Raw genomic sequence first — 26,888 nt, 5'->3', positions numbered from 1 at the left:
GAATCGTACGGAGACAACCGCTCCGGACGCGAGGGATTATTCGGCGGCGCGGACCAGGACGGCGCGGGCGTAGAGGAGCTGGAAGCCGAGGTTCTGCACGTTCTGCTGGGATTTCGAGCCGGGCAGTGTGGTGACGACGGCGAGGTCGCAGCCCGCGGCCGCGGCGGCGGCGAGCCGGGTCGAGAGCAGCGAGTATTGGACGCCGCGGCGGCGGAACCGCGGCAGGGTGGCGGCGCCGCACAGCTGGGCGAGGCCGTCGGCGAGGCGGATGGCGCCCACACCGGCGGGTACGCCGTCGACGGTGGCCATCGTGGCGACGAAGCCGCTGATCGCGGCCATATCGTGCTCGGCGTTCGCGAGCACGTCGCGGGGGAACTCCTCGTGGGACATGACGCCCTGGGTGTCGGGCGCGGCGAAACCGTCGACCATCACATTCACCCAGGTCTGGAACTCCGCAGGGCCGACCTCGGCGATCTCGACGCCGTCGGCCCGCTCGGCCTGCCTGCCCGGCGCCAAGGGCAGCCCGAGCACGTTCTCGAAGCCGACCAGCGTGTAGCCGCGCCGGGTCAGGCGGGTGACCACGGCGGGATCGGCCAGGGTCGACACCTCGAACTGGACCGGCGCATCCCGTTCGTCGTAGGCCTGTTCCAGCGCGTCGAGCTCGGCGTCGTCGAAATCGCCGCCCAGCCCGACGCCGATCACCTTGTCGAACGGCGCACCCGGCCCCGCCCACACGCCGAGGCCGCCGCCGATCGGCTGGACCAGCACCGACAGGGCCGGGTCCCGCCGTGTGGCGGCAGCGGCCGCCTCCTCGAGCATGACCTGTTCGGCGCGGTCGACGCGTCGCGAAAGTTCCACTCCGGCAAAGAGACCCATGGCACGTTCGGCAGACATGAACGCATGCCTATCACACCCGAATGCTCCGGCCTACGCGGGATCGGTTCGGGTGGCCTGGATTCCGGCGAGAATGACGCGCAGGCCGTGCTCGAACTCGGCGTCGAAGTCGGCGCCCACCATGTCGATGGACAGCGCCGCGGTCATCGGGAAGCGCTCCGCGTCGATGACCTCGGCGAGATGCGCCACCTCGTAGGGGTTCCCGTCGACGTATTCGGCGCCGCTCTGCGACTGCTCCTCGATGACGTAGCCGACGGTGTAGTGCAGCATGATCGGGAAGATGCGCCGGGCCTCCCGCTGCGGGAAACCGGCGTCCTCGAGCATCCGCAACGTGAGTTCCATTGTGCGCCACATGGCGTCGTCGCTGACGAAGGTGCCTGCGAGCACCTTGGCCCCGTCGCGGTAGCGCAGCATCGAGCGGCGCAGCCTGCCCGCGAGCATGGCGAGCCAATCCTGCCAGCTCTCCTCGCGCCGCGGCGCCTCCAATCCGCCGACGGCGGCGACGAATACGGTGCGCGCCATCGCGTCGAGCAGTTCGCGCTTGTTCTTCACGTGCCAGTAGAGCGCGGGCGCTTGCACGTTCAGGGCCGCGGCCACTTTGCGCATGGTGAGCCCGTCGAGGCCGACCTCGTCGAGCAGCCCGAGTGCCGCGTCGGCAATGACCTGGGCATCCAGCTTCACGGGCGCCTCCGATCTCGTATCGCTTGACAGCTTAACAATGTTCTGGGTAGCTTAACACTGTTCGAATTTAACAAAGTTAAGGAGACGGCGATGACCACCACGGACGTAGTAATCGCAGGTAGCGGGCCGGTCGGCCTGATGATGGCCATCGAGCTTCGGCTGGCCGGCGTCGAGGTGGCACTGGTCGACGGGCTGCCCGCGCGCACCGGCGAATCGCGAGCGGGCGGCATCCACGCACGCACCATGGAGATCTTCGATCAGCGCGGTCTGCTCGATCACATGCTGCCGCTCGGCAAGCCGCTGCAGGCGGGTCACTTCTCCGGCATCCCGTTGAATTTCGCCGACTTCGACACCCGCTACCCCTTCACCCTCGCCCTGCTGCAGTCGGTGATCGAGCGCGAACTCGACCGGCACGCAAGCAAACTCGGCGCGTCGGTGCAGTGGGACTCCCCCGTCACCGGGCTCGCGCAGCACGACGACGGCATCGACGTCGAGATCGGCGGTGCGCACCCGCGCCGCATCAGGGCGAAGTACCTCGTCGGCTGCGACGGCGCCCGCAGCGCGGTACGCAAGCTGGCCGGAATCGACTTCGCCGGAACGGATCCGACCATGGCCGGCCTGCTCGCCGACGTCGAACTGGCCGATCCGCCCGCCGCACCCTTCTTCGCCACGCGCCGCGGCCCCGGCGACTTCTCGGTGTTCCAGTTCGAGCCGGGCTGGTACCGATTGATCGTGCAGCGGCACGACCTCGTGCTGCCGCGCGGCACGGTGATCGGCTTCGAGGAGTTCCGCGAGAGCTTCCGCGAGGTCGCGGGCACCGACTTCGGCATGCACAGCCCGCAGTGGGTCTCGTACTTCGGCGATACCGCGAGGCAGGCAACGCAGTACCGCGCGGGCCGGGTGTTCCTGGCGGGCGATGCCGCCCACATCCACTACCCGGCGGGCGGCCAGGGACTGAACCTCGGCGTACAGGACGCGGTCAACCTCGGCTGGAAGCTGGCCGCGACGCTGCGCGGCGACGCACCTGCCGACCTGCTGGATACCTATGAGTCCGAACGACTTCCGCTCGGAGCTCGGGTCCTGCACAACACCCGCGCGCAGACCGCGCTCGCCCGCCCCGGCGCACACATCGACGCACTGCGCGACACCGTGCGGGGGATGATCGAAAAGGACGAGGTGCGCACGGAACTCGGCCTGATGATCACCGCGCTCGATATCCGCTACGACACCAAAGGCGATCACCCGCTGACCGGCCGCCGCGTGCCCGACGCCGATCTCACCACCGCGGCGGGCGATACCCGGGTCTGCGAACTACTGCACACCGCCCGCCCGGTCCTGTTGCGCCTCAACGGAAACGACACCCCGACCGCCGAAGGCTGGCGCGACCGGGTCGACGTCGTCGACGCGACGAGCCGCACCGAGCGCTGGGCCATCCCCGGCGTCGGCGACATCCCGGTTCCCGCAGCGGTTCTCATTCGCCCCGACGGCTACGCCGCCTGGGTGGCCGCCGACGCCGACGCCAACGGCCTGACCGAGGCACTCGTCACCTGGATCGGCGCACGCCGGTGAAGTGACCGAACCTCTCGACTGCTCGACCGAAACGCTCGGATAGCGTCGGGTTGTGCCGCCCCATCCGTCCGCCGAAGCCGGATCGACGATGCCGATCCAGCGGATCCAGGCCATGGTCGAGCTGGCGGCCGGGCGCGGCTGGGATGTCGAGCGCATGCTCGCCGCCGCGGGGATCTCGCCCGAACTGCTGGCGCAGGGGCGCTCGCGGGTCACCATGGAGCAAGCCGCGGATCTGGTCCAGCACGTCTGGCGGGAGACCGACGACGAACTGCTCGGGCTCGGCCTGCGGCCGGTGCCGCGCGGCACCCTGCGCCTGGTGTGTTTCGGCCTGATCAGCGCGCCGAATGCCGGAGCGGCGGTGCGGCGATTCGAAAGCTTCAACCGGTCACTGCCGGGCTTTCCGCCCGCGGCGCTGACCGTCGACGGCGATGAGGCCCGAATCTCGTTCGATATCAGCGGTATTCGCCAGCCCGTCGGCCTGCTCATCGACACCATGCTCGCCTTCACGCACCGCCTCCTCGGCTGGGCCGTCGGGCAGCGGATCCGGCTGCGCCACGTCGAGCTGTCCTACACGCCCGTACCCGGCATCGACGACTACGACCTGGTCTTCGGCGCACCGGTGGTATTCGGCGCGCCCGTACCCGCTCTGGTGTTCGGCGCCGACGTACTCGACCTGCCGCTGATCCGCGACGAAGCCGACCTGACCGCCTTCCTGCGCAGCGCACCCGCCGGCGTGATCGGTCGCCGCGACCACACGATCTCGCTGGCGGGCCGGGTCCGCCAGCTGCTGGAGCGCGGACTCACCGGCGACTGGCCGAGCGTCGAGGACATCGCGGCGGAACTGGCGATGAGCCCGCAGACGTTGCGGCGCAAGCTCCGTGCGGAACACACCGCCCCGCGCGAGATCCGCGAGCAGATCATGCGCGACGCCGCGATCGCCGGCCTGGTGCGCGGCGAGGAAACGCTGACCGCGCTCTCCCGGCGGCTCGGCTTCTCCGAACCCAGCGCGTTCTCCCGCGCCTTCCGCCGGTGGACCGGCAGCCCGCCCGGCTCCTATCGGCCCTGACCCACCTGTCCGCCGCTGACTCGAGCGATCCGGTCAACACTTCGAGCGCGGCGGTCATAGGCGGCGGTATGCCCGCGCCCTACCGTCGCGGCAGACCCGTTTCCGAACAGAGGAGTTCAACTCGTGGCCCTGCACCGTTCGCCGTGGATGGACACCGACCTCGACGCGCTGGCCGAGCTGGCGCGCCGGTTCTTCGAGAAGGAATGCGCACCGAACGAGGACCGCTGGGGCCGTCAGCATCACATCGACCGCGAGGTGTGGAACAGGGCGGGCGAGCTCGGGCTGCTGTGCCTGAGCATTCCGGAGGAATACGGCGGCGGCGGTGGCACTTTCGCACACGAGGCGGTGGCGCTGACCGAGCAGGTCCGCGGGCTCGCGCCCAGTTTGGGCAACCCGGTGCACAGCGGGATCGTCGCGCATTACGTCCTCGCCTATGGCACCGAGGAGCAGAAGCGGGCCTGGCTGCCGAAGATGGCCTCGGGCGAGATCGTCGGCGCGATCGCGATGACCGAACCGGGCACCGGCTCGGATCTGCAGGGCATCAAGACCAAGGCAGTCCAGTCGGGCGACCAGTACGTCATCAACGGCGCCAAGACGTTCATCACCAACGGCTACCTGGCCGATCTGGTGATCGTCGCGGTCAAGACCGGCGAGGGCAAGGGCGCCGAGAGCGTCTCGCTGATCGCGGTGGAGACCGACCGCGATGGCTTCCGGCGCGGCCGCAACCTGGAGAAGATCGGCCAGCACGGCCAGGACACCTGCGAGTTGTTCTTCGACGACGTGCGGGTGCCGCGGTCGAATCTGCTCGGCACCACCGAGGGGCTCGGTTTCATCCAGCTGATGCAGCAACTTCCGCAGGAGCGGTTGATCCTCGGCGTCATCGCCGCCGCCGCGATCGAGAAGACGGTCGAGCTCACCCTCGCGTACACCAAGGAGCGCCAGGCCTTCGGCAAGCCGATCTTCAACTTCCAGAACACCCAGTTCACCCTGGCCGAATGCGACACGATCAAGACCATCGCGTGGAGCTTCGTCGACGACTGCGTCACCAAACATCTGCGTGGCGAACTGGATGTGCCGACCGCGGCCAAGGCCAAGTGGTGGCTCACCGAGCAGCAGTGCAAGGTCGCCGACGAATGCCTGCAGCTATTCGGCGGCTACGGCTACATGACCGAGTACCCGATCGCGCGCTTCTACGCCGATGCTCGCATCCAGAAGATCTACGGTGGTACCAACGAGATCATGAAACTCATCATCGGCCGGAGCCTGTGAACGTGTGGCAACTGCGTAAGCTCCCGCCCATGCGCCTGAGCACCCGTAACCAACTCGAAGGAACCGTCCTCTCTGTCACCCGTGGCGAGGCGATGGCCGTGGTCCGCGTCCGCCTCAACGGCGGCGACGAGATCACCTCCTCGATCACCCGCGACGCCGTCGACGACCTCGACCTCGCCGAGGGGGCAACCGTCAAGGTGCTGATCAAGTCCACCGAGGTCACCCTCGGCGTCGAGTAGTCAGGCGATGCGCCGGGCCCCCGGGCCCGGCATCGGCCGTGTGTCCTGCGGCGCCACCGCGTGGTGGCCGTTCTCGCAGGACAGCACGGCGTGCACCGGTGCGCCACAGTCGTTGTGGCGCATCACCACCGGCGGGCCGTCCGCGTCGGCGGTCCAGCGATCGCCCCACTGCATCAGGGCGACGAGTGCCGGTTCGAGGTCGTAACCCTTGTCGGTCAGGTGGTATTCATAGCGGCCGCGATGGCCCGCCTCCTGGTAGAGCACCCGTTCGAGCACACCGTGTTCGACGAGTTTGGCCAGCCTGCCGCTGAGCAGATTGCGGGCACAGCCGAGCGCGCGATGGAAGTCGTCGAAGCGGCGGATGCCGAAGTACGCCTCGCGCAGCACGAGCAGCGACCACTTCTCGCCGACGATCTCCAACGCCGCGGCGCCATCGTCGCCGAGGTCACCGAAGCGGTGCTCGACGCCGAAAACGGCGCCTACGAACGGGATCCGAATCGCGTCTGGGTCTTCACCCCCGAGGTCACCGAAGGCACCTGGGGCGGAGCGGGCCAGGTCCAGGGCCTCGCCGACATCGTCGGCTACGTCCTCGGCAACAAGGCCGCCGGCGCGGCATACGCCGCGAATGTTCTCGCCGAACGTCGCGGCACACCCGTCCCCGTCACGGCCTGAGCCGGGAGCCGGTCGCGCCGCATCGGCCGATCGCGGCGCGGCCCGGTGGGTTCACCGCCCGCGGCCCGTAATCGTCAGCGGGACACCGGAGTACGGCGAGCGAAGTCCGGGGCATGTTCGGGGCGAATGCCGCGGGCGACGAGGAACAGCGGGATCGCGCGAATTCCGGGTAGCCGGCACAGGATTCGCAGCGTGAGCGGCGCCTGTTCGATATCGGGACGTTCGACGGCATTGGACAGCGCGGGCTCGACGACTTTGGCGTGCATCGCGCGCTGCATGCGCTGCATCAGGACCGTCGGCAGCAGGCGGCGGCGCTGAACCGCGGCCAGGTCCGGCGCCGTTCCCGAGAGCAACTGCGGTGCGAGGATTCTCGCGGCCGCGACGGCATCCTGGACGGCCAGGTTGATGCCGACGCCGCCCATCGGCGACATGGCGTGGGCGGCGTCGCCGAGGCACAGCAGGCCCTCGCGATACCAGCGGTGCAGCCGGTCCATGTGCACCTCGAGCAGTTTGATGTCGTCCCAGTCCCTGACGACATCGATCCGGTCGCCGAGCCACGGCAATACCCGCGCCATGGTCGCGACGACATCGGTGACCGGACGCTGCCGCAGCTGCGGATCGGCGCCCTTCGGGATGATGATCGCGCACTGCCAGTAGTCGCCGCGGTCGGCGAGCACCGCGACCATCCGCGCGGTGATCTGCACATCACCGACCGGATCGGAGTCGTTGCGCGGCAAGGCGAACCACCACACGTCGAACGGTGCGGTCCAACTCCGCGACGGCAACTCCGCCGCGGCGCGCAGTACCGAGAAGCGGCCGTCGCAGGCCACGGTCAGCTCCGCTCGAATCTCGCCGGTGGCACCGCTTTTCGTGCGATAGGTGATGCCTGCGATGCGCTCGCCCTCCCGAATCACCCCCGTCGCTTCGGTATTCATCCGCAACTCGAATGATGGTTCGCGCTCGGCCGCGCGCGCGAGCAGGTTCAGCAGATCCCACTGCGGCACCATCGCGATGTAGCGGTGCCGCACCGGCAGGTGTTTCATCGTCGCCAGCGTCTGCATCCGCCCGTTGATGGGCCCCTTCACCTCGCTCACATGCCGCTGCGGCAGCCGCCCGAACTCCGCGCCCAACCCCAGCTCGTCGAGCAATTCCAACGTTGTCGGATGCACCGTGTCGCCGCGGAAGTCGCGCAGGAAGTCCCCGTGCTTCTCCAGCACGGTCACCCGCACCCCCGCCCGGGCCAGCAACAGCCCGAGAAACATCCCCGCAGGCCCTCCGCCGACCACCGAGCACGTCGAATACTCCATCGGGCACCCCTCCCATTCGATTCCGCCCGAGCCCCGCAAACGCAGGGTAACCGAGGTTTTGATCGGCCGGAAGCCACAGGTTCTAGGGCAAGACACGGGGCAGCGGCCGGGGTCGGTTACGTCACACATTCGGCGGAATGCGGATCGGCGTGGCAGGGTGGGCGGGTGAGATCGGGCTAATCGATGTGATCTGCCCGGCTCATCGACAGAAAAGAATGAAGTAAAAAAATGGCACAAGGCAGTGTGAAGTGGTTCAACAGCGAGAAGGGCTTCGGCTTTATCGCGCAAGACGGTGGCGGTCCTGACGTCTTCGTGCACTACTCCGCCGTGTCCGGCTCGGGATTCAAGTCCCTTGAAGAAGGACAGCGGGTGGAGTTCGAGGTCGGCCAAGGACAGAAGGGCCCGCAGGCCCAGGACGTCCGCACCATCTGATCGACAGAGCTCGGCAGAGCCCCGCATCCGCTCGGGTGCGGGGCTCTCGCATTTTCCGGATCAATACCAGTGGTACCGCTGCCAGAATGCCCACGCGGCATCCGGACTCCCGTAGCGGGCGTTCATATAGTCGTAGGCCCAGCGGATCTGGGTCACCGGATTGAACGGCCAGTCGAGGCCGTGACTGGCCATCTTCTCCGGCGGCAACGCCTGGCCGAGCCCGTACGCGCCGCTGACGGGGTTGAGCGCGAAGACATCCCAGCCGCTTTCGCTGGTGATGATGTTGTCGAACGACCGGAACTGGCTCGGCGGCACGATCGTCATCGCCAAGACCTTGATGCTCAACCGCGCCGACCCGAGAATTGCCAGCGCGCTTTCCGCCGTCGCCCCACGCACATCCAGCTCGTCCTGCTCCACGGCGGCAGCAGGAGCGGCGCAGAGCGACAGCGCACAGGCGGCGACGGCGACCGCGGAGAAAATACGCGATATCAGCACAAAGGCAGCAAATCATTAGTCGATGAATTAGTTGCGCAACTCTCCATCGTGTCGCCGCATTTCGATCCGTCGATAAATCGGTGTACAGCGGCAGATCCGGTCGGGATACTCGATCGTGTTTCGGGAGCTGTGAAGGGGGCCGGGATGGATTTGCTGCTCGAAGGCGTGGTGGGATCGGTTGCGTACGGACTGGATACGCCCGACAGCGACGTCGACTACGCGGGCATCTACGCCGAACCGACGGGCCTGCTGCTCGGACTGCATCCGCCGGTGCGCGAGCGCGCGACCAAGCAGGGCCGCGATGGCTCCGATGCCACCTATCACGAGATCGGTAAGGCGATGGCGCTGATGCTGTCGTGCAATCCGACGGCCTCTGATCTGCTCTGGCTCGATAAATACACGGCGACAAGCGAATTCGGCGCGGAGCTGGTGTCGTTGCGGCACTGCTTCCTGTCCGCGCGACGGGTCAGGGACGCCTACTTCGGCTACGCGACATCGCAGTTCCGCCGACTGCTCGATCGAGGCGAGCCCCAGGGTTTGCCGGACAAGCGGCGCGCGAAACACGCCAGGCACACCATGCGTCTGCTGTGGCAGGGCCTCGAGCTCTACACGACCGGCACGCTGCCCTTGCGCGTTCCCGATGCCGAGCGCTATTTCGAATTCGGCGCCCGGGTAACGGCCACAGGCGGCGAACAGGTGGCGCGTGCGCTGATCGAGGAGTACGAGGCGAAGTTCGACAGCGCGACGACCGTGCTCCCCACCGTGCCGGACGAGGCACCGCTGGAGGACTTCCTGCAACGACTGCGCCGGGCCAAGTTGTGAACCTCGCCGGCGCATTGGCTTGTCCGTGGGGTGTCACGATAACTTGGTCGGATGATTAAGAGTTCCGTACCCACGACGGCAGGAGCATGGCGGGCAGGTGACGGCGCCGCGGTGTCGTTGCGTGAGGCGACGGTGGCGTGGGCGCTGGCCGCACACGCGGAACTGTCCGAGATCGCCACCGGGTACGGGCATTTCATCACCGTGAGCGAACTGGCCGAGCGGGTGCAGGAGTCATCCGGCGTGCACACGGGCGCGCCGACGCGCACCTGGATGGACGCCATCCTGCGCAAGATCGCCCGCCGCTGTCACAAGGCGGGCGAGCCGCCGCTCACCGCGCTGTGCGTCCGCCAGAACCACACGGTCGGCGATACCTACAAGTACGTGCTCGAACTCGCGGGACTGCCGATCCCGGACGATCTCGAACTGCACGCCGCGTACGCCCGGCGCCAGTGCTACGAGTACTACGGCGCCGTCATGCCCGCCGACGGCGGCGTGCCGCCGCTCACCCCCAAGGTGGCGGGCCGCCGCCGCACCGCGAGCACCATCAAACAGGCGGAACCCGAACCGCAGCCGACCCGCGAGGCGGTGTGCGAGGAGTGCTTCACCCAGCTCCCCGCCAGCGGGACCTGCTACTACTGCGCCTGAACGGATCCGGCCACGGCGGTCGCCGTGGCACCGAATCCCGTCACGGTTGGGTGTCTTCCGATGCGCACGGGTCGTCGGCTGCATAGGCTCACGGAGCTTGTTGCTCGACTGCCTGGAGTTTGCCGCCATGACGCTGCCCCCGTCTCCCGTGCCCCGTCATTCCGATCGCGCGCCACTCGATTCACCGATCGACACCGACGGCCCACGAGTTTCGCTGCACGCACCGGAGTTCGCGGCGGATCCGCACGGCGCCTACCGGGCGATGCGCGCAAAATACGGGTCGCTCGTGCCCGTGGAGTTGGCGCCGGATGTGCCCGCCACCTTGGTGATCGGCTACTACACGGCGGTACGGATCTTCAACGATCCCGACCATTTCCCGGCCGATCCGCGCATCTGGCAGCAGGACATCCCCGCCGAATGCCCGGTGCGGCCGATGATGCAGTGGCGGCCGAACGCGCTGCGCAGCGCGGGCGCCGAACACGCGCGCTACCGGCAGATCAACACCGCCGGTCTGGACAGCGTCGACCACTATGGCTTGCACGACACGGTCGCCAGGCTCGCGGTACCGCTGATCAACGAGTTCTGCGCGGACGGAGCCGCGGATCTGGTGCGCCAGTACGCGTTTCCGCTCGCCTTCGCGGTGCTCAATGCCCTGCTCGGCTGTCCGGCCGAGATCGCTCAGCAGGCCGCGGCGGGGATGGCGGCGATCTTCGAGGGCGTCGACGCCGAACGCGGCAACAAGATGCTCGTCGACTCGCTGCTGAAGCTGACCCTGCTGAAGCGAGCCGATCCGGGTGACGACGTCACCACCCGGATGGTGCACCACCCATCGGAACTGTCCGATACGGAGATGGTGCATCAGCTGGCCACGCTCTACGGCGCGGGCATCGAGCCGCAGCAGAATCTGATCGTCAACACGCTGCTGCTGATCCTCACCGACGAGCGATTCGGCGGCAGCGTGCTCGGCGGCAGCCTGTCCACCAGGGACGCGCTCGACGAGGTGCTGTTCAACGACCCGCCGATGGCGAACTTCTGCATCAGCTTCCCGAAGCAGCCGATATTGATCGACGGCGTCTGGCTGCCCGCCAACCAGCCCGTGGTGATCAGCATGGCCGCCTGCAACAACGACCCGGCGATCGTCGGAAATCAATACGCGGGCAACCGTTCTCACCTGGCCTGGGGCGCCGGACCGCATGTGTGCCCCGCCAGTTCGATGGCGTATCTGATCGCCCAGGACGCCATCGATCAGCTGCTCGACGCGCTGCCCGAGCTGCGCCTGGCGACCGAGCCGGGTGAGCTGACCTGGCGGCCCGGTCCGTTCCATCGGGCGCTGACCGCGCTGCCGGTGGTCTTCCCCGCGTCGCCGCCGCTGCCGGAGGTGTAGTCACCTACGCTGGTCCCGCCACGTCGACCGCGGGAAAAGGGACCATGCTGCTACATCGCCTAGGCGGTATCGAATGACCGTCGACCGGCGGCGCGTCGCCGGGCGGGCGCTGCGCTGGGGCGGTGCGCTGACGGCGGGAGTCGTGCTCGCCGTCGCCGGGGCGAATGCCTGGTTGTGGACGGTGTCGTCGGGGCATCGGTCCTCGGTGGCGGACGCGCCCGCCGCCCCGGTGGTGATCGTGCCCGGCGCGAAGGTCGCCACGGATGGTACGCCGATGGCCTATCTGCGCGGACGCCTCGATGCCGCGATCGAGCTGGTGCGCACCGGCAAGGCACAGCGAATCCTGGTGTCGGGTGATGCTTCTGGCGTCTCTGGTGACGAAATCGCCTCGATGACAACCTATCTCACCGCACACGGGATCGACGCGGCGCGCATCGACGCGGACGGCTCCGGCGAGTCGACGCGCGCGACATGCGAACGGGCCAAGCAGGTCTACGGCATCGACCGCGCGCTGATCGTCACCCAGTACTGGCACGTGCCGCGCGCGGTCGCGCTGTGCCGGGCCGCGGGCATCGAGGCGGACGGCGTCGGCGCACCCTGCGAGTGCAGACGAACAACGCTGATCCGCAACAACATCCGCGAATGGCTCGCCGCACCGAAGGCGCTGCTCGCGCTCTAACGCAGATCCGTGAGCACCTCGCCCAGTGCCGCGATCGCCGCTTCCAGTTGGGCATCGGAAAGGTAAGGGGCAGGCCCGAATCGCAGGTATTCGCCGCGGCTGTCGGTGGCGACGCCACGCTCGGCCAGACCGGCGCGCAGGTCCGCGGCACGGGATGAGCGCAGGGAGAGGAAGCCACCGAAGGCCGATCGGGGCGCATCGCGGTCACGGGTGATCAGGCCGGTGTCGAGCTCGTCGAACCGCCGGGCCAGCAATTCGGTCTGGTGCAGCGAGATTCGGCGCAGCAACGCCGGTGTCAACTGCTGTTCGGCGAAGAACTCCAGGACATGGCTCGCACGGTAGTGGCTGGTCGGATCGTAGGTCGAACCGGCGAAGCGGGCGGCGCCCGGCGCGTAGGTCACCCGATGGTTGCGCTGCGCGAGGTCGTCGAATTCGGCGAACCAGCCGGTGAACACCGGCCTGGCGTCGAGCGCGTGCCGTGGCAGGCGCAGGAAGCAGTTGCCCTCGCCCAGCTGGAGGTACTTGTAGCCGCCGCCGACCAGCCACGCCGCGTCCAGACCCGCACCGAACTCGTCGAACGGCACCACGCCGAGGCCGTGATAGATATCGACGAGCAGTTCCACGCCCCGTCGCGCGCAGGCCGCGGCCAGATCGCCGAGATCGGGCACGATCCGCGAGGTTTCGAACAGCACAGCCGAAATCAGGACCGCGCTGGTTCGATCGTCGACCGCCGCGGCCATCCGCTCGGCCAGCGTGGCGACCGGCGCCGACGCCACCTTGACCACCTCGATCCCCTCCTCCGCCAGCCGGGCCAACTGCCTGCGCACGCTGTGGAATTCGCCGTCCGTGGTGACCAGGCGGGGCTTTTCGCGCAGCGCGAGGCTGGACAGGAAGCGGACGACCAGCTCGTGCGTGTTGGCGCCGAGCGCGAGTTCGGCCGCCGGATCGCCGAGCAGCCGCCGCACGCCGGCACGCACCGCATCCGCCTTGGCGAAGGCCTTGTCCCACTTGCCGTCCACCGCGTCGGCCGCATCCTCGAACGCCTCGAGCTGGCCGCGCAGCGCGACATCCGGCCAGGCCTGATGGGAATGCCCGGTCAGCAGCAGCCGCTGATCGACCCGGAATCGCGAATAATGCGCGGCGAGCGCGTTCGGGCTGGTGCGTAGTTCGTCGATGGTGGTCACAGCCATCAGATGTACGGGCTCGGGTCGCCGGCGCACAACCCCCGGCTCGCCGATGCGCCGCGTACCCCAGCGGGACACCCGGCGGTGCGCCGCGCGCCGGTGCCGGGCGGCGCTGCCCTATGATGCGGCGTACTGACCTGCAGAAACGTCCTGTCCGCCGACACCGGAGTTCCGATGGGTGCCACCGCGTCCGCCGCACTGCCCGCCCGGGTACCGATCCGGGTCGAGCTGGCGCGGATCGGTGCGACGATGTGGCAGGTCGTCGTCGGCCTGGTGAAGCTGCTGGTCCACCGCCCACGCGGGCGCAGCCTGCCGGTGCGCGCGGCCATCGAGGCGCGCGAGGTGTTCACCCGGCTCGGCCCGACGTACGTCAAATTCGGCCAGATCATCGCCTCCAGCCCCGGCGTCTTCCCCGAGGTGCTCTCCTCCGAGTTCCGCACACTGCTCGATCGAGTGCCACCCGCCGACCCCGCGCGAGTGCGCGCGCTCATCGCGGAGGATCTCGGCGCGCCGCCCGAGCAGGTGTTCGCGACCTTCGACGCCACCCCGCTCGCCTCGGCCTCCATCGCCCAGGTGCACCGCGCGACGCTGCACAGCGGCGAACAGGTGGTGGTCAAGATCCAGCGGCCCGGCATCACCCAGCGACTGGGCGCGGATCTGCAGATACTGCGGCGGGTGGCCTGGCTCGCGGAGAAATCGGTGTACGGGCGGATGCTCAACGCGTCCGAGGTGATCGTCGACTTCGCCGACAATGTCGGCGCCGAACTGGATTTCGCGCGCGAGGCGGCGTCGATGGAGGAATGGTTCGCCGGCCTCGCCGATACCGCGTATGCCGCGCGAGTGCGCGTACCGCGAATCCACTGGGCGCAGACCACCGCTCGCGTACTGACGATGGAATACGTCGCGGGCACACGCATCGACGATCTCGCCGCGCTCGAAAAGGCGGGCCGCGAGGGCAAGCAGCTCGTCAAGACCATTTTGTTCTCACTGCTGGAATCCGCGCTGCGGCGCGGGCTTTTCCACGGCGACCTGCACGCGGGCAACATCCTCGTCGACGGCGACGGCCGAATCGTGCTGCTGGACTTCGGCATCGTCGGCCGCTTCGACCCGCCGACCAGGGACCTGATGCGTCAGCTCATCGTCGACCTGTTGGTACGCAACGATTTCGAGGCGGTCAGCCGCACGTTCTACCGGCTCGGCGCCGTCGGGAAGCCGATGGCCAGCTCGCGGGAGGCGGCCGAGGAGATCGATCGGCTCACCGCACCGCTGAAAGGCACCGCGCTGTCGAACCTTTCGTTCGGCACCATCGGCAAGACGCTGATCGACTTCGCCAAGATCCACGACGCCAAGATCCCGCGCGACCTGGTGCTCGTCGGCAAGCAACTGCTCTACGTCGAGCGGTACATGAAGCTGCTCGCGCCGGCCTGGGAGCCGATCGGCGATCTGGAGTTACTGGTGTACGTGGGCGGATTGGCCACCAGGAACTGAGGTGCGTTCGAAGCGCCCGCCGACGGCGCTCCTGCGCGGCCTCGACCACGTCAGAAGACGAAGCCGCGCAGGGCCAGGAAGCGCATTCCGCCGACCGCAGCCATGGTGGTGATCACGGCGCCCGCCTGGGCGATCTCGCTGAGGCCGGGAGCCCAGAAGTCGAGACCGGCCAGTGCCGCGGTGCTGACCAGCAGGCCGATCGCGGCCAGCCCGCCGCCTTCCCACTGGGCGGTGAACCAGCCGACCCGGTCGGCCGCGCGGAAGGTGATCCGCCGGTGCATTTCGTTCGCGATCACCGTGCTGACGATCGAGCCCGCGATATTGGCGACCAGCGGGCCCGCCTCGCTCATGGCCATGAACAGCAGGACGTAGGCGATATTGCTCGCGCCGCCGACCAGCGCGAAACGGATCAACTGGGCGAAGGCGTGGTCACCGCGCAGGTACCGCATTCCACGGGCCAGCGATTCCGTACGCAGCACCGGGTGGGCACCGAGGTCGTATGCGTTCCGCAGTCCGGGCGCGGCCATTGCTGTGCTGTTCACGGTGGATACATTCGCCAGCCCGCTTGATACCGGCCTGACGTCACCCTGACACGTCAACCGATACGGTGTTCGGCCTGGTCAGAACCGCGATTCCCGGCCGTCATCGCCGCCGTGACGGCCGACGCCTAGCAGTCGAGGACGGGAGCGTGGCCGATCATCCCAGGGTCGCCAATCGCTGTATCTGATCCTCGGAGAGAGGCAGCTGTGCCGCGGCGACGTTTTCCGTGAGATGGGACGGCGACGTTGTGCCCGGGATCGGCAGCATCGCCGGTGATCGGTGCAGCAGCCAGGCCAGTGAGACCTGGGTGGTCGTCGCGCCGAGTTCCGCTGCCACCTCGGCCAATACACCGTCGCCGACGGCATGCGCCCCGGCGGCCACCGGGAACCACGGAATGAACGCGATGCCCTGTGCCGCAGCGTATTCCACCACGTCATCGTGGCCGCGCGCGCCGAGGTTGTACAAATTCTGCACGCTGGCGACGGGCGTGATCGCGCAAGCCTCGCGCAACTGCTCGACACTCACCTCGGACAGGCCGATATGGCGGACCTTGCCCTCGTCGACGAGTTGCTTCAACGCCCCGATCTGATCGGCGAGCGGCACCTCCGGGTCGACGCGATGCAGCTGCAGCAGGTCGATGCGATCGAGTCGCAGCCGTCGCAAACACAGTTCGGCCTGCTGACGCAGGTAAGCCGGATGCCCGAGCACGGCCCACTCCGGCGGTGACGGGCGCACCGCACCGATCTTCGTCGCGATCACGACACCGTCGCGGTACGGGGACAACGCCTCGGCGATCAGCTCCTCGTTCTCGCCGAGTCCGTACGCGTCGGCGGTGTCGAACAGGTTCACCCCGAGTTCCACCGCCTGCCGCAGCAGCGCGATCGCGCCGGCCCGATCGACCGGTGCCTTCCATATATGCGACATCGCGCCGGAATACCCCGGCACCTGCGGCGCGCTCAATCGCATTGCGCCGTAGCCGATCCGGCGAACGGACAGATCGCCACCCAGCTGAATTGTGGTCGTCATCGGGTCGAGCTCCTTCGTGAGTCCTTGGTGCGCATGGCACACCCGACGAAGGTAGGTTTCGCGGAACCGCGCGGGCTAGCGTCGAATGACGTACTCACCGTCTGTCGGGCCTCCACCGGACGGGGCCGAACCCCTTACCGAGGCCCCCCGGTAGCTGCGGCAGCCCCGCCCCAGCGCGGGCTCGTAGGATGGAGCCGCTGAACCGATTCATGTTTTGGGACGGCAACAGGACCCGGGGTGCACTCGGCGTGGCCCCCGACTCGGGTGCTCAGCGGGACTGAGCAGGAACGAGTGTGGCGATCCCAAGGGAGAATACGGAAGTGCGCGAAGCAGTCAGGCAAAAGTTCGAAGATCAGCTCGTGATGCCGACGGGTGCCGCGGCGCCTGCGGGCCGCTAGCTCGATGTCGGACCGGGAAGTACCGGGAGACGGCCCGCCCAAGGTCATCCGGCTGCCGCGCCGCCCGCGGCGCGTCACCGACGAAGCCGACGAGCCTCCCCGCAAAACGTGGCATTCGGAGGGCGGCGGCTACGACGCCGCACCGACCAGACCCGTCCTGCGCTCAGAACTGCAGCGCGAAACGGAAGGATGGCCGGTCGATCCCCGCCCGCACCCCGCTCCAGAGGAAGTCCCTGGCAGACCCGAGCAGGCAGCGAGCGTCATCGACCTCAACGCGTTACGGCGAGAGCGAGCAGGCAACGACGCCCCCGGTGCCAGCATCCGACGCATGGCCAGACCACGCAGAATCAAACCCACCACTGGCGAAAACACCGATCCCCCACCAGCCGAACCTCCCCACCAGCACTAACTCCGCGACGAACGTGCAACCAGGCAGGCTCACCCGACCGTTGCCGACGTGAGTGCACACTCGCACACAGCCGGTAGACGGGCCGGACATCCCGATCCGCGCGGTGAGCAACGACAGACAGGGGACCAATCCATCGGTCCAGTTGCGACGAATCAACCGCGTGACGAGCGACAAATCAACCAGCAATGCTGCGACGAATCAACCAGCTGTGTAGCGACAAATCAACCAGATCATTTCGAAAAACTGGCTATGATCAGGTGCGAAGAGATTGTGGTCGGTCGTCATACTCGGTGAACGGGGCACATCGCTATGCAGACCCGACATGGACCGGTCATCCCTCGGCGTGCCGAAGCGGCCGTCACCGACGCGCTGGCCGACACCCGGGTCGTTCTCGTCAATGGAGCGAGACAATGCGGCAAGAGCACCCTCGTCCGCCTCGTCGCCAAGGGGCGCGAAGCCGAGTGGCGCGACCTCGATGTCACCCTGACCAGACAGGCCGCGCTCAACGACCCAGACGGGTTCGTGGACTCGCCGATCTTGATGATCGTGGACGAGATTCAGCGAGCACCCGAGCTGTTGCTGGCGATCAAGGCGCAAGTGGACGCAGACGGCCGCCCGGGCCGATACCTACTGACTGGCTCCGCACGCATACTCGGACTGCGGGCGTTGCCGGACACCCTGGTCGGCCGCATGGAGACCATCGAGCTGTGGCCCTTTTCCCAAGGCGAGCTAGCCGGCACGCCTGATGCCTTCATCGACGCGGTCTTCACTCGACGAGACACGTTGCGTCACACCACGACCGTGCCGCGAGCCGACTACGCCGAGCGGATCGTCCGCGGCGGTTTCCCGGAAGCCAATGCGCGGAGCAGTGACAAACGGCGCAAAGCCTTCTTCGATTCCTATATCGGCGACTTGATCACTCGTGACATCCGCCAACTGTCGGGGATCGAGCGCACCTCCGAGATGCGCTCCCTCCTTCAACTGGTCGCGGCCCGATCCGGCCAACTGCTCGCGAACACCTCGCTCAGCAACGACCTCGCGCTCGGGGCCTCGACGGTCAAACGCTATCTGACGCTGCTCGAAGAGGTCTACCTCATCAAACGAATACCGGCATGGTCCAGAAACCTGAGCAATCGCGCCACGATGATCCCCAAGGTCGCCTTCGTCGACTCCGGTATCGCAGCGAATCTCGTCGGAGCCGACATACGTAACATGTTGCGCCCCAACGGCCGATTCGGTCCGCTACTGGAGGGGTTCGTGCTGATGGAACTCGCACGCCAGCGCACCTGGTCCGCCGAGGACGTCGAGATGTACCACTACCGCACCAAAGACGGGGTCGAAGTCGACGCCGTACTCGAGAACCGACGGGGCGAAGTCGTCGGCATCGAAGTCAAAGCCGCCTCCACCGTGGGCCCCGACGACTTCCGCCACCTCCGCCACCTCGCCGAACGCCTCGGCGACGACTTCCTCACGGGCATCGTGCTCCACACCGGCCAGCAAACACTGCCCTTCGGACCGAAGATGCTCGCAATGCCGGTCAGCGCCCTCTGGGAAGTCCCGAGCCCCGAACGCTGAGAGAGCAAGAGACAGAAAAAGGAACAGCCCGGCGCAATTGCCGAGCTGTTCCTTCGGTGGACCTGACGGACCAGCGTACGAACCAGGCAGTGCTGGTCAACGGACCGGACATTGCGATCCGGGCCGTAGGCACCCGAGCGCGGTCGCGGGCGGTTCAGTCGCCCTGGAGCAGGAGCCGAAACGACGGATGAGCGGGTGTCAGGGGCCGGACGGCTCGAAAGTCCTTCTCGTCCAATGTCAGTATGTCGTTGGTGAGGTAGCGCTCGGCCAGCACGACAGTGACCGCGTCGGCCAGGTCGAGCCGGAGTCCGCGGTACTGTTCAATGATCTTCTGCGCAACCCGGAGGTCATCGCGGTCTACCGGTGGCACGAGCACCGCGCCTTCCTCGGCCGAGGTGAGCAGGTCATCAAGGACGAGATCGGCTGTGCGACGGTCCTTTCCGAATCGCGCGACCAGCAGATGATCGACCTCATCCAGAACGAGCGGCGAGACGACCGCGACAGAGGTGGCGAGGAATTCCCGGGCCCGCTCGTGCAGTTTGGCGGCGCGATCGTAAGCGGCGATTATGGCCGAGGTATCGGCGATGAAGAAGCTCACTCGCCGTATGCCTCGCCGAGCAAGTCCTCACTGTTGGCGGCGAACCCAGGGTCACCGGAATCGAACGACGGCCATGGGCGAGTGCGTCGGACCCTGTGCGACCGCAGCAGAACCAGGTCGATCCCCTCGCGGATCAAATCAGCTTCCGACCGCCCCGAAGCTTCCGCAGCCTCTTTGAGACGGGCAGCCTGTTCGGGATTCAGATACACGCTCGTTTTGGCCTTCATCAACGTAGGGTACCGCGTAGGGCACTCTATGGGTTCGCGCATTGCCGGAAATGCAACAGAGCCACAGGTCGATGACCTGCGGCTCTGTGGTGAAGTGGAGCTAAGGGGAATCGAACCCCTGACCTTCTCGATGCGAACGAGACGCGCTACCAACTGCGCTATAGCCCCGTGCGGTTCCCGGGGGAACCGCGCTGTAGAACTGTAGCAAATGATCGGGCCAGACTCCGAATCGGTGGGGTGAGCTGGGGTTTTAGGCGCCTGCGGCGCGGCGGATGTCGCCGCCTGCCGCGCGGTGGCGGACGGCGCGGGCCGCGGCGGCGTCGAAGGTGTCGAGATGTTCGAACATGGGGTCTTCGTCGTCGGTCTCGATGAGGACGGAGCGGCGGCGCAGGGCGCGGGCGGTGTCGCGGTCCATGGTGCCGCGGTCGGGGGTGCGTTCGGCGCGGCGCGGGGCGTCTGTTTCACCGCGCTGGCGGGCGCTGCTGAGCCTGGCGGCACGGCGACGGCGGATGTCTTCCTCCATGCGCACCTGCTTGCGCAGATAAGCCAGGTAGGTGATGAGGACGAGGCCGGATAGCCCACTGCCCCACCAGAGCAGGTGCATCACCGCGACGCCGAGACCGCCGAAGAGCAAGGCGGACAGGATGAGTCCGAGCACGGCGCGCTGCCGGAAGGTGTAGCGGGCGGCGCGGGCGATGGCGTCGGCCTCGGGGTCGTAGCCGCCGCGGCCACGCCGGGACGGCACGAAACCCTCGTCGTCGGAGTCGGATTCGTAGTCGTCGTAATCGTCGTAATCGTCGGCGATTCGGGCGGGCGCAGCCGACCTGGTGGGCGGTATCCGGACCCTGGCGGGTTCGGCGGCGTCCCGATCATCGTCGGGCAGGTCTGCGGCCACGTCGTCATCATCGGCCGAAATGCGCGATTCCGCAGGGGGTTCGGCCGCTTCCGCAGCGAGTTCGTCATCCTCGTCGTCGGGGTCCGACGCCTCGGCTTCGGTCTCGGCGACTTCAGCTGCGTCGAGGGCTTTTTCGTCCTCGATGAGTTCGGCGCCGGTCTCGGTCTCAGGGGAATCGGTTGCGTCTGCCGGGATTTCGGGAGCCTGCGCCGAAACGGTGGTCTCGTCGTCAGCCTCGGTGACGGGCTCGTCGGCCGGTTTCGTCATCCGGTCCTCCGCATCATCGCTGTTGGCAAGCCTTCTCTGCACGCGGGTCGGCCGGTAGTCCGGGTCACTGTCGTGTCCGGCGGCCGGCCCTTTCTTGGTGCGCCGCTTGGATCCGCCCCGATGTAGGACTCGGGTGGCGAGTGCGGCGTCGGTGGTCTGCCTGATCCTCGGATGCCGGTCGGCGAGGATCGGGAACAGGACGAAGACCCAAAGCACGACCAGGCCGATCCACAGGATCGAATTCGGCATCGTCAGCACCTCCGTCCCCGCCTGATTGTCGTGTCGGCCTGGCGCCCCCTTGCGTTTCGCAGGCTCTACCGATGACGCAAGACGCACCACCGACGTCCGTAGGTTAATTCGGCGTGGCGCGAACTTCCGGCAGGCGCGCCGACACATGAGCCACACCCGTCACAGGGATATCCCCTATTTCACGGGCCGGGTGACCCGTCCGTCGCGTACCAGGCGGTCGACAACCGTGCCGTTGATCTCCTCGACGGTCATGCCGACCAGCAGATGGTCACGCCACGCGCCGTCGACATCGAGGTAGCGGCGCAGCAGCCCTTCCTCCCGGAAACCGACATTGCGCAATACCGCTTGGCTGGCGTGGTTGTCCGGCCGCACGGTCGCCTCGACGCGATGTAGACCGACCGGACCGAAGCAGTGGTCGAGCCCGAGCGCCAGTGCGGCGGTGGCGATGCCCTGGCCGCCGAGATCCTTGCTCACCCAGTAGCCGATCCAGGCCGAGCGCAGCGCGCCGCGCACGATATTGCCGATGGTCAGCTGCCCGCTGAAGGCGCCGTCGACCTCGATCACCAGCGGAATCATCGCGCCGCGCCTGGCCTCGGCCTTCAAGCTCGACCACAGCGACGGCCAGTTGGACGCGTGATTGCGCGCCTCCCACGCCCCACGCCCGGTCGGCTCCCACGGCTCCAGATGATCCCTGTCGCGCAACCGAATCCGGCTCCATGCCGCGGCGTCGCGTAGCCGCACCGGGCGCAGTGTCACCGGCCCGGCCGCGACGTGGACAGGCCCGAGCCGCGCGGGCCATCCGGGATGCTGGCTGACCCGGAAGACGTTCATGGACTCCACGCCTCAGCCGCGCTGTGCGAGGAATGCGACCCTGACCTCGTCACCGGTGCGGATCTCGGTGTCGTCGGGGTCGATCACGATCAGGCTGTTGGCCTCGGCCAGCGTCGCGAGCAGGTGCGAGGAGCCGTTGCTGCCGCCGAGCGGCTGCACCAGATAGTCGCCGGTGGCCTCGTCGCGCATCAACTGCGCGCGCAGATAACCCTTGCGCCCGGCCATCGAGCTGATCGGGGTGATGGTCCTGGCCCGGATGATGCGGCGCATGGGATGCCTGCGCCCCAACGCGATTCGGATCAGCGGTCGCACCATGACCTCGAATACCACCAGCGCGCCAACGGGATTGGAGGGCAAGAGAAAGGTCGGGACCTCGTCGCGCCCTAGTCGCCCGAAACCCTGCACCGAGCCGGGATGCATGGCGACGCGGGCGATTTCGAGTTCGCCGAGCCCCTCCAGCGCCTCCCTGACCTGTTCGGAGGCCCAGCCGCCGACCGCGCCCGCGATCACCACGACCTCGGAGCGGACCAGCTGCCCCTCCACCACGTCGCGCAGCCTGCGCGGATCGGCGCTCACGATGCCGACCCGGTTCACGTCGGCGCCCGCATCCCGCGCGGCGGCGGCCAGCGCATAGGAGTTGACGTCGTAGACCTGCCCGGGGCCCGGCGTGCGGTCGATATCGATCAGCTCGCCGCCGACCGAGATCACCGACAGCCGCGGCCGGGGATGGACGAGCACCTTGTCCTGACCCACCGCGGCGAGCAGGCCGACCTGGGCCGCGCCGATGATGGTGCCGGCGCGCACCGCGACATCACCCGGCTGCACGTCGTCGCCGATGCGGCGCACGTAATCACCGGAGCGCACGGATTCGTAGACCTTGATCCTGGCCCGCCCGCCGTCGGTGAAGTCGAGCGGCAGCACGGCATCGGCCAGTGTCGGCAGCGGCGCACCCGTATCGACCCGCACCGTCTGACGCGGCTGCAACCGGATCGGCTGCCGCGAGCCCGCGCTCACCTCGCCGACCACCGGCAGGGTGAGATCGACGAGATCGCCGTCCTCGTTGCGGATATCGGAACCGGCGGCGGACACGTCGACGCTACGCACCGCGTATCCGTCGATGGCGGCCTGATCGAATCCGGGCAGCGGACGTTCGGTGACGACATCCTCGGCACACAGCAGGCCCTGGGCCTCGGAAATCGCGACCCGGACCGGCCGGGGCGCGACCGCCGCGGCGGTCACCTTGATCTGCTGATCCTCAACCGAGCGCATCCAGCCCTTCCCTGCTTGTCACTCCACACGCACCCGATATCGCACGTGCGCAATCGGGTTGGCGCGCCCGACGGTGTGCCGAACCATCATTCGTACCCTACGGTCCGCGGTCGGGGAAACAGGAAACGTTCCTCAGTCGGTTGCCGCGAGCTGCGGATCCCACTCCGGAGAGAGCCGATGCTGCAGCCACTCCCGCAGGGCGGGGCCGTATTCCTCTCGTTCCAAAGCGAAATCGACCGCAGCACGAAGATAACCGCCAGGGTTGCCCAAATCGTGGCGCGACCCACGGTGGACCACCACATGAACCGGATGTCCCTCGGCGATGAGCAGCGCGATCGCGTCGGTCAGCTGTAGCTCGCCGCCCGCGCCCGGCTCGATCCGGCGCAGCGCGTCGAAGATGGCGCGATCGAGCAGGTACCGGCCGGCGGCGGCGTAGGTGGACGGCGCGTCGGCGAGCGCGGGCTTTTCCACCATGCCGTTGACCCGCAACACATTCGGGTTCACCGCGTCGGGCACCGGCGCCACGTCGAAAACACCGTAGGCGCTGACCTCGTCCTTGGGCACATCGATGGCGCAGAGCACGGTGCCGCCGCGCTTGCGGCGCACCCGGCTCATCACGTCGAGCACGCCGCACGGCAGCACCAGATCGTCGGGGAGCAGCACGGCGATGGCGTCCTCGTCGTCGTCGAGCACGCCCTCGGCCTGCGCGACGGCGTGGCCGAGACCGAGCGGCTCCTCCTGCACGACCGAGGTGACGTCGAGCAGGCCGGGCGCCTTGCGCACCTTCTCCAGCAGATGGAATTTGCCGCGCTCGGCGAGCGTGCTCTCCAGCACCAGGTCCTCGACGAAGTGCGCGACCACGCCGTCCTTACCCGGTGAGGTGACGATCACCAGCCGGTCCGCGCCGGAGTCGGCGGCCTCGGCCGCGACCAGCTCGATACCCGGCGTGTCGACCACCGGCAGCAGTTCCTTGGGCACCGTCTTGGTCGCGGGCAGGAATCGCGTCCCGAGCCCGGCCGCGGGCACCACGGCCGTGCGAAAACACGACACCGCCGCGGCGTGCGCGGGCTGTTCGGCCTGTCCTGTCATGCACCTACCCTATCCATCCATCACAGCGGCATAATCGGCGTCGCGCCGACCCGGTTCGAGGTGAGCCTAAGGTGATCCTCGTGGAGATGCCCGGCGACGGCGACAAACAATCATGGCGAACCGAAATTCTTGCCAGGCGGTCCGCACTGACGGCCGATCAGCACGCGGCCGAGGCTCAGGCGCTGGCGGCTGCGGCAGCACAATTGGGCGCCGCCGACTGGGTGTGCGCGTATGTGCCGGTGCGCGGCGAACCCGGCTCCATTGCGATGCTCGACACACTGCGTGCCGGGAAGGCGCGGGTGCTGCTTCCGGTGACCGGTCCGCCGGGCCCGCTGAACTGGGCCGAGTACACCGGCGCCGACAGTTTGCACCGGGCCAGGTTCGGGCTGCTCGAGCCGACGGGCGCGGTGCTGTCACCGCCCGCGATCGGCTGGGCCGAGCTGATCCTGGTGCCCGCGCTCGCGGTGGACCGGCGCGGTGTGCGGCTCGGCCGCGGCGCGGGGTACTACGACCGGACGCTGGCGGCGGCACGGCCGGACGCCAGGCTGATCGCGGTGGTACGCGACGACGAACTCGTCGACCTGCTGCCGGAGGAACCACACGACCTGCGCATGGGCTGGGCGCTCACACCGCACGGCGGGCTGCATCAATTGAGCGGCGGTGTGGGCTCAGGGTCCGGAGGCGGCAGCGCAGCGTAACCACGCAGGGCCCGCCCACAGCGCCCATCGGGCACAGCCGGTGTGGCGACGGAATGAAACACCGATTGGCGGTGTTGGCACTGTCGGCGGTAGAGTGCCAGATCGACGTAACCAGCGGAGGATCCAGTGCCAACTTATTCGTATGCGTGCACCCAGTGTGACAACCGCTTCGACATCGTTCAGTCCTTCACCGATGAGGCGCTGAGCGTCTGCTCGGAGTGCTCCGGGAAGCTGCGCAAGCTCTTCAACTCGGTGGGCATCGTGTTCAAGGGCAGTGGTTTCTACCGCACCGACAGCCGCGGCGGCGCCTCCACGGCGAGCGAGCCCGCGAAGTCGGAGTCGAGCAGCAGCAGCTCCGGCTCGGATTCGAGCTCGTCGAGCAGCAGCACCGCCAGCAGCGCGTCGACGACCACCAGCACGGCCGTGGCCAGCTGATTTCGTAGTTATCCCCACCCACTCGGTTATCCACAGCCAGCCGTTCTAACGGCCTGGCGAGTGTGATCGTGGCCATAGGATCCGGCCATGACTGAGCGCAGCGAAGGAATCAACAACACAGCCGCGTATTGCGGTATGGCGGAGCCGAGCGTCGGCGAGGCGCAGCCATGACGCGAGTACTCGCCGACCTCGGCAACAGCCTGGCACTACTGCAACGACCATCCTGGGCGGACGGCCTGCTCGCGCGGCGAGTATCGGCCGCCGCCCTTGTCGTGCTGGCGACGGTGCTGTTCTTGCGCGGTGACCCGAACGCCGAACGCACCGAGGTCGTCGTCGCCGGGCACGACCTGTCGCCCGGTCATCTCCTCGAACCGGGCGATCTGCGTTCGGCGCCACTGGAATCCGGCGCACTGCCCGACGGTGCGGTGCGCGATGCCACCGCTGTGGTCGGCGCGACGCTGACCGGTGCGATGCGCGCGGGCGAGATATTCACCGATCTGCGCGTCATCGGCCCGCGCCTGGCCGCGGTAGCCACCGGGGCGCGCGATGCCAGGATCGTGCCGATCCGGCTGGCGGACACCGCCGTCGCCGACATCGTGCGCGCGGGCGATCGGGTCGACGTGGTCGGCGCGGACGAACAGAACGGTCAAAGCGGCAGGCCCGCCAAAACACTGGCGACCGACGCCGCCGTCGTGCTCGTCGCGGGCGAGAGCCGAGGCCGCGGCACGCCGGAACGCGTGGTGCTGGTGGCCATGGACGCCGAACACGCCACCGCGGTGGCCGGAGCGTCGCTGCGTACCGCGCTGACCGTGGTGCTGCACTGAGTCGCAAGAAGTTCGCCCGGCGTTTGCCATGACGGTCCACTAGCATTTGACGCTACCGGCATCGAGAACCGCCGAGCACGTCTGTCAGCTCCAGCCAAGCGAGGAGATCGGCAATGCTCAAGGGTTTCAAGGATTTCCTGTTCCGCGGCAACGTCGTCGATCTCGCGGTCGCGGTCGTCATCGGCACCGCCTTCGTCGCGATCGTCACCGCGTTCACCAACGGGATCGTCAACCCGATCCTGGCCGTCTTCGGCGGCACCGACACGCTCGGCCTCGGCTTCCGGCTGGTCGCCGACAAGCCCGCGACCTTCGTGCAAATCGGGCCGATCATTACCGCGGTCATCAACTTCGCACTCATCGCGGCGGTGCTGTATTTCGTGCTCGTGCTCCCCGCGACGCACGCACGCAAACGTTTCGGCTCCGGCGATGCCGATCTCACCGACGGTGAAGTATTGCGCCAGATTCGCGATCTGCTTGCCGAAGGACAGCGCACCGCGGGCGGCAAACACGAGTCCTGAATTATTTGGAATCTCCCCGAGCGAAATTCCGCGGGAAGCGGATAAATGCCAGAAGCGGGGGGGGGGGGGGGGGCCCCCCCCCCCCCCGGGGGGGGGGGGGGGGGGGGGGGGGGGGGGGGCCGGGGGGGGGGGGGGGGGGGGCGGGGGGGGGGGGGGGGGGGGGGACCCCCCGGGCCGGGCCCGGGGGGGCCCCCCCCACGCCGGGTACGCCGGG

General features: G+C 68.0%; 30 protein-coding genes, 1 tRNA gene and 1 pseudogene. 17 read left to right on the top strand and 15 right to left on the bottom strand.

The window, feature by feature from the left end:
* Window positions 1–36: 36 nt before the first annotated feature.
* Together ACIG5A_RS29830 and ACIG5A_RS29825 are read right to left on the bottom strand one after the other, a co-directional pair.
* Window positions 37–894: a GNAT family N-acetyltransferase gene (locus ACIG5A_RS29830; protein WP_397246019.1), complete on the bottom strand. Its 858-nt coding sequence runs from the start codon at window positions 892–894 to the stop codon at window positions 37–39.
* 33 nt (window positions 895–927) lie between these two features.
* Window positions 928–1,575, bottom strand: a complete 648-nt coding sequence (locus tag ACIG5A_RS29825; protein ID WP_397246017.1) for a TetR/AcrR family transcriptional regulator C-terminal domain-containing protein — start codon at window positions 1,573–1,575, stop codon at window positions 928–930.
* A gap of 90 nt (window positions 1,576–1,665) precedes the next feature.
* Between ACIG5A_RS29825 and ACIG5A_RS29820 the strand changes: the two genes are divergently transcribed.
* From ACIG5A_RS29820 to ACIG5A_RS29805, 4 genes are all read left to right on the top strand, one after another.
* Entirely contained in the window at window positions 1,666–3,144 is a 1,479-nt protein-coding gene (locus tag ACIG5A_RS29820) for an FAD-dependent monooxygenase (RefSeq protein WP_397246015.1), read from the top strand.
* A 52-nt stretch (window positions 3,145–3,196) separates the two neighbouring features.
* Window positions 3,197–4,210 (top strand): AraC family transcriptional regulator, encoded by a 1,014-nt coding sequence (locus ACIG5A_RS29815; protein WP_397246013.1) that lies wholly within the window; start codon window positions 3,197–3,199, stop codon window positions 4,208–4,210.
* 147 nt (window positions 4,211–4,357) lie between these two features.
* Window positions 4,358–5,479 (top strand): acyl-CoA dehydrogenase family protein, encoded by a 1,122-nt coding sequence (locus ACIG5A_RS29810; protein ID WP_397247939.1) that lies wholly within the window; start codon window positions 4,358–4,360, stop codon window positions 5,477–5,479.
* A 29-nt stretch (window positions 5,480–5,508) separates the two neighbouring features.
* Window positions 5,509–5,718 carry a molybdopterin-binding protein gene (locus tag ACIG5A_RS29805; RefSeq protein WP_397246011.1) on the top strand — a complete coding sequence of 70 codons (210 nt, stop codon included), beginning with the start codon at window positions 5,509–5,511 and terminating at the stop codon, window positions 5,716–5,718.
* Here the strand turns inward: ACIG5A_RS29805 and ACIG5A_RS29800 are convergent, their stop codons facing one another.
* Window positions 5,719–6,138, bottom strand: a complete 420-nt coding sequence (locus tag ACIG5A_RS29800) for a winged helix-turn-helix transcriptional regulator (protein WP_397246009.1) — start codon at window positions 6,136–6,138, stop codon at window positions 5,719–5,721.
* 36 nt (window positions 6,139–6,174) lie between these two features.
* Here ACIG5A_RS29800 and ACIG5A_RS29795 point away from each other — a divergent pair, with 36 nt between their 5' ends.
* Window positions 6,175–6,390 (top strand): hypothetical protein, encoded by a 216-nt coding sequence (locus tag ACIG5A_RS29795; RefSeq protein WP_397246006.1) that lies wholly within the window; start codon window positions 6,175–6,177, stop codon window positions 6,388–6,390.
* A 74-nt stretch (window positions 6,391–6,464) separates the two neighbouring features.
* Here ACIG5A_RS29795 and ACIG5A_RS29790 read toward each other — a convergent pair whose 3' ends face one another.
* Window positions 6,465–7,697 (bottom strand): FAD-dependent oxidoreductase, encoded by a 1,233-nt coding sequence (locus tag ACIG5A_RS29790; protein ID WP_397246004.1) that lies wholly within the window; start codon window positions 7,695–7,697, stop codon window positions 6,465–6,467.
* 228 nt (window positions 7,698–7,925) lie between these two features.
* On the opposite strand from ACIG5A_RS29790, the gene ACIG5A_RS29785 reads away from it, so the two are divergent.
* A complete protein-coding gene (locus tag ACIG5A_RS29785; protein WP_397246002.1) occupies window positions 7,926–8,129 on the top strand; it encodes a cold-shock protein in 204 nt (67 codons plus the stop codon).
* A gap of 60 nt (window positions 8,130–8,189) precedes the next feature.
* On the opposite strand, the gene ACIG5A_RS29780 is transcribed toward ACIG5A_RS29785, so the two are convergent.
* Entirely contained in the window at window positions 8,190–8,624 is a 435-nt protein-coding gene (locus ACIG5A_RS29780; protein ID WP_397246000.1) for a lytic transglycosylase domain-containing protein, read from the bottom strand.
* 48 nt (window positions 8,625–8,672) lie between these two features.
* Between ACIG5A_RS29780 and ACIG5A_RS29775 the strand changes: the two genes are divergently transcribed.
* From ACIG5A_RS29775 to ACIG5A_RS29760, 4 genes are all read left to right on the top strand, one after another.
* Complete coding sequence (locus ACIG5A_RS29775; protein ID WP_397245998.1) at window positions 8,673–9,446, top strand: DNA polymerase beta superfamily protein; 774 nt, start codon at window positions 8,673–8,675, stop codon at window positions 9,444–9,446.
* Window positions 9,447–9,497: 51 nt separating this feature from the next.
* Window positions 9,498–10,091: a hypothetical protein gene (locus ACIG5A_RS29770; RefSeq protein WP_397245996.1), complete on the top strand. Its 594-nt coding sequence runs from the start codon at window positions 9,498–9,500 to the stop codon at window positions 10,089–10,091.
* Between the two features lie 127 nt (window positions 10,092–10,218).
* Window positions 10,219–11,475 carry a cytochrome P450 gene (locus ACIG5A_RS29765; protein ID WP_397245994.1) on the top strand — a complete coding sequence of 419 codons (1,257 nt, stop codon included), beginning with the start codon at window positions 10,219–10,221 and terminating at the stop codon, window positions 11,473–11,475.
* A gap of 73 nt (window positions 11,476–11,548) precedes the next feature.
* The gene (locus tag ACIG5A_RS29760) at window positions 11,549–12,154 is read left to right on the top strand and encodes a vancomycin high temperature exclusion protein (protein WP_397245992.1); all 606 of its coding nucleotides are present in this window, start codon (window positions 11,549–11,551) and stop codon (window positions 12,152–12,154) included.
* Here ACIG5A_RS29760 and ACIG5A_RS29755 read toward each other — a convergent pair.
* Window positions 12,151–13,344, bottom strand: a complete 1,194-nt coding sequence (locus ACIG5A_RS29755) for a hypothetical protein (RefSeq protein ID WP_397245990.1) — start codon at window positions 13,342–13,344, stop codon at window positions 12,151–12,153. The genes ACIG5A_RS29760 and ACIG5A_RS29755 overlap by 4 nt on opposite strands.
* A gap of 168 nt (window positions 13,345–13,512) precedes the next feature.
* Here ACIG5A_RS29755 and ACIG5A_RS29750 point away from each other — a divergent pair, with 168 nt between their 5' ends.
* Complete coding sequence (locus ACIG5A_RS29750) at window positions 13,513–14,826, top strand: ABC1 kinase family protein (protein ID WP_397245988.1); 1,314 nt, start codon at window positions 13,513–13,515, stop codon at window positions 14,824–14,826.
* A 50-nt stretch (window positions 14,827–14,876) separates the two neighbouring features.
* On the opposite strand, the gene ACIG5A_RS29745 is transcribed toward ACIG5A_RS29750, so the two are convergent.
* Together ACIG5A_RS29745 and ACIG5A_RS29740 are read right to left on the bottom strand one after the other, a co-directional pair.
* Window positions 14,877–15,353, bottom strand: coding sequence for a GtrA family protein (locus tag ACIG5A_RS29745; protein WP_397247937.1), 477 nt, complete (start codon window positions 15,351–15,353; stop codon window positions 14,877–14,879).
* Window positions 15,354–15,522: 169 nt separating this feature from the next.
* Window positions 15,523–16,392, bottom strand: coding sequence for an aldo/keto reductase (locus ACIG5A_RS29740; RefSeq protein ID WP_397245986.1), 870 nt, complete (start codon window positions 16,390–16,392; stop codon window positions 15,523–15,525).
* Between the two features lie 1,116 nt (window positions 16,393–17,508).
* Between ACIG5A_RS29740 and ACIG5A_RS29735 the strand changes: the two are divergent.
* Together ACIG5A_RS29735 and ACIG5A_RS29730 are read left to right on the top strand one after the other, a co-directional pair.
* Window positions 17,509–17,871 (top strand): annotated as a pseudogene (locus tag ACIG5A_RS29735) (AAA family ATPase); the annotation flags it as partial.
* 18 nt (window positions 17,872–17,889) lie between these two features.
* Window positions 17,890–18,774 carry an ATP-binding protein gene (locus tag ACIG5A_RS29730; RefSeq protein ID WP_397247935.1) on the top strand — a complete coding sequence of 295 codons (885 nt, stop codon included), beginning with the start codon at window positions 17,890–17,892 and terminating at the stop codon, window positions 18,772–18,774.
* Between the two features lie 154 nt (window positions 18,775–18,928).
* On the opposite strand, the gene ACIG5A_RS29725 is transcribed toward ACIG5A_RS29730, so the two are convergent.
* The 7 genes from ACIG5A_RS29725 to ACIG5A_RS29695 form a co-directional block, all read right to left on the bottom strand.
* Window positions 18,929–19,372: a type II toxin-antitoxin system VapC family toxin gene (locus tag ACIG5A_RS29725; protein ID WP_397245984.1), complete on the bottom strand. Its 444-nt coding sequence runs from the start codon at window positions 19,370–19,372 to the stop codon at window positions 18,929–18,931.
* Complete coding sequence (locus ACIG5A_RS29720) at window positions 19,369–19,599, bottom strand: ribbon-helix-helix domain-containing protein (RefSeq protein ID WP_397245982.1); 231 nt, start codon at window positions 19,597–19,599, stop codon at window positions 19,369–19,371. The genes ACIG5A_RS29725 and ACIG5A_RS29720 overlap by 4 nt, the downstream gene beginning before the upstream one ends.
* Before the next feature lie 95 nt (window positions 19,600–19,694).
* A tRNA-Ala gene (locus tag ACIG5A_RS29715) sits at window positions 19,695–19,767 on the bottom strand.
* Between the two features lie 82 nt (window positions 19,768–19,849).
* Window positions 19,850–21,010 (bottom strand): gephyrin-like molybdotransferase receptor GlpR, encoded by a 1,161-nt coding sequence (glpR, locus tag ACIG5A_RS29710; protein WP_397245980.1) that lies wholly within the window; start codon window positions 21,008–21,010, stop codon window positions 19,850–19,852.
* A gap of 174 nt (window positions 21,011–21,184) precedes the next feature.
* Window positions 21,185–21,841, bottom strand: a complete 657-nt coding sequence (locus ACIG5A_RS29705; RefSeq protein WP_397245978.1) for a GNAT family N-acetyltransferase — start codon at window positions 21,839–21,841, stop codon at window positions 21,185–21,187.
* Between the two features lie 12 nt (window positions 21,842–21,853).
* Window positions 21,854–23,110, bottom strand: coding sequence for a gephyrin-like molybdotransferase Glp (gene glp / locus ACIG5A_RS29700; RefSeq protein WP_397245976.1), 1,257 nt, complete (start codon window positions 23,108–23,110; stop codon window positions 21,854–21,856).
* Between the two features lie 132 nt (window positions 23,111–23,242).
* Window positions 23,243–24,199, bottom strand: coding sequence for a UTP--glucose-1-phosphate uridylyltransferase (locus ACIG5A_RS29695; RefSeq protein WP_397245973.1), 957 nt, complete (start codon window positions 24,197–24,199; stop codon window positions 23,243–23,245).
* An 86-nt stretch (window positions 24,200–24,285) separates the two neighbouring features.
* On the opposite strand from ACIG5A_RS29695, the gene ACIG5A_RS29690 reads away from it, so the two are divergent.
* The 4 genes from ACIG5A_RS29690 (at window position 24,286) to mscL (ending at window position 26,674) form a co-directional block, all read left to right on the top strand.
* Window positions 24,286–24,897 carry a 5-formyltetrahydrofolate cyclo-ligase gene (locus ACIG5A_RS29690; RefSeq protein WP_397247933.1) on the top strand — a complete coding sequence of 204 codons (612 nt, stop codon included), beginning with the start codon at window positions 24,286–24,288 and terminating at the stop codon, window positions 24,895–24,897.
* Between the two features lie 126 nt (window positions 24,898–25,023).
* Complete coding sequence (locus ACIG5A_RS29685; protein ID WP_397245971.1) at window positions 25,024–25,332, top strand: FmdB family zinc ribbon protein; 309 nt, start codon at window positions 25,024–25,026, stop codon at window positions 25,330–25,332.
* Between the two features lie 167 nt (window positions 25,333–25,499).
* Window positions 25,500–26,156, top strand: coding sequence for an SAF domain-containing protein (locus tag ACIG5A_RS29680; protein ID WP_397245969.1), 657 nt, complete (start codon window positions 25,500–25,502; stop codon window positions 26,154–26,156).
* A gap of 113 nt (window positions 26,157–26,269) precedes the next feature.
* Window positions 26,270–26,674 (top strand): large conductance mechanosensitive channel protein MscL, encoded by a 405-nt coding sequence (gene mscL, locus ACIG5A_RS29675; protein WP_397245967.1) that lies wholly within the window; start codon window positions 26,270–26,272, stop codon window positions 26,672–26,674.
* Window positions 26,675–26,888: the final 214 nt, after the last annotated feature.

It is taken from the genome of Nocardia sp. NPDC052566, assembly GCF_044547285.1.
In the GTDB taxonomy this organism is placed as follows: domain Bacteria; phylum Actinomycetota; class Actinomycetes; order Mycobacteriales; family Mycobacteriaceae; genus Nocardia.
The sequence above is the reverse complement of the archived record's forward strand: the minus strand, read 5'-3'. Positions and strand labels throughout refer to the sequence as shown.